Consider the following 1,293-nt stretch of genomic DNA (forward strand, 5'->3'; position numbering starts at 1 on the left):
GCAAGAGCCACGGCCTCAAGATCATCAGCATCGTGCATGCTGAGATCCGTCCCCTTTGGAAAGTACTGGCGCAGCAACCCATTCGTGTTCTCGTTGGTGCCGCGCTGCCACGGGCTGTGAGGGTCGCAGAAGTAAACCTGCATGCCTGCATCAATCTTCAGACGCGCGTGCTGAGCCAGCTCAGCTCCTTGATCCCAAGTCAGAGACCGCCGCAGTTGCTCGGGCATGGCGAAGATTGCGCGGGTGATGGCGTCGCGCACTGCCTCAGCGCCATGGCCGGCGAGCGCAGGTCCGTTCTTCACGCGAGCGTCCTGTTCCTGACCGGTCATGCGCGGCAAATGCAGCAGAATGGTAAAACGGGTCGTGCGCTCCACCAAGGTGCCGATCGCGGAACTACCGAGACCCATGATGAGGTCACCTTCCCAGTGACCCGGCACGGCTCGATCGGCGGCTTCCGCCGGACGTTGACTGATCATGATCTCGGAAGGAATGAAGCTTCGGCCTTTGCGGGCGCGCGCCCTCGGCATCCGCAAGGCCCGCCCGGTGCGCAAGCAGGCCGTCAGTTCGCGGCGCAAAGCGCCTCGACCCTGCACGTAAAGCGCCTGATAAATTGCCTCGTGGCTGATGCGCATCGTCTCATCCTCGGGAAAGTCGAGCCGAAGTCGCCGAGAAATTTGTTCCGGGCTCCATGCCGTCGCCCAGCGTCGGTTTTGCCGATGCACGGCCCGGCGTCCCTTCCACACGACCTTCGGGCCAACGAGGGGCAACCCGTCTGGCTTAGCGATCATACCGGCAAGCCTGTCCTGCACATAATCCTGCAGGGCCGGGTTGATTGCCAACTTCGCTAACTTGGGCCGTCGGGCGGACCGATCAGCGTGCCATTGTGCCGTGGTCGCTCGGTACTCTGGAGCGCCGTGGCGGCGCGCCACATTGCGCCGGAGCTCACGAGAGATCGTGCATGGAGGCCGTCCGAGCTGACGAGCGATGGCTCGCACCCCATGCCCCTGCGCGCGCAAGATGGCAATCTCCTCACGTTCGGCGAACGACAGGTAGCGCTCCGACGGAGGTTTGGACGATCGCGACAAATGTGTTGGCGGCATACCGCCCGCCCTCCGGAACCAGCGTACTCCGACCGACGGCGACACCCCGGCCTCAACCGCAGCATCCCCGCTCGATCGACCCAAGGCAATCGCAGCCCAGAACGGCCTATAATCCTCTCGTAGGACCTCTCGAGCACGGTCTGCCCCCACACGCTTCTCCATCGCAACCTCCTTTGCTGGAGTGTTGCGACGA

At 63.5% G+C, this 1,293-nt stretch carries 1 protein-coding gene; it reads right to left on the bottom strand.

Features of this window, described 5'->3' with window-relative positions; all coding sequences use genetic code 11:
• Positions 1-1,262: IS30 family transposase (locus tag FBZ93_RS40385; protein ID WP_208764140.1), on the bottom strand; the 1,262-nt coding region annotated here is incomplete at its 3' end.
• Between the last annotated feature and the right edge of the window lie 31 nt (positions 1,263-1,293).

It is taken from the genome of Bradyrhizobium macuxiense, assembly GCF_007993935.1.
GTDB lineage: Bacteria > Pseudomonadota > Alphaproteobacteria > Rhizobiales > Xanthobacteraceae > Bradyrhizobium > Bradyrhizobium macuxiense_A.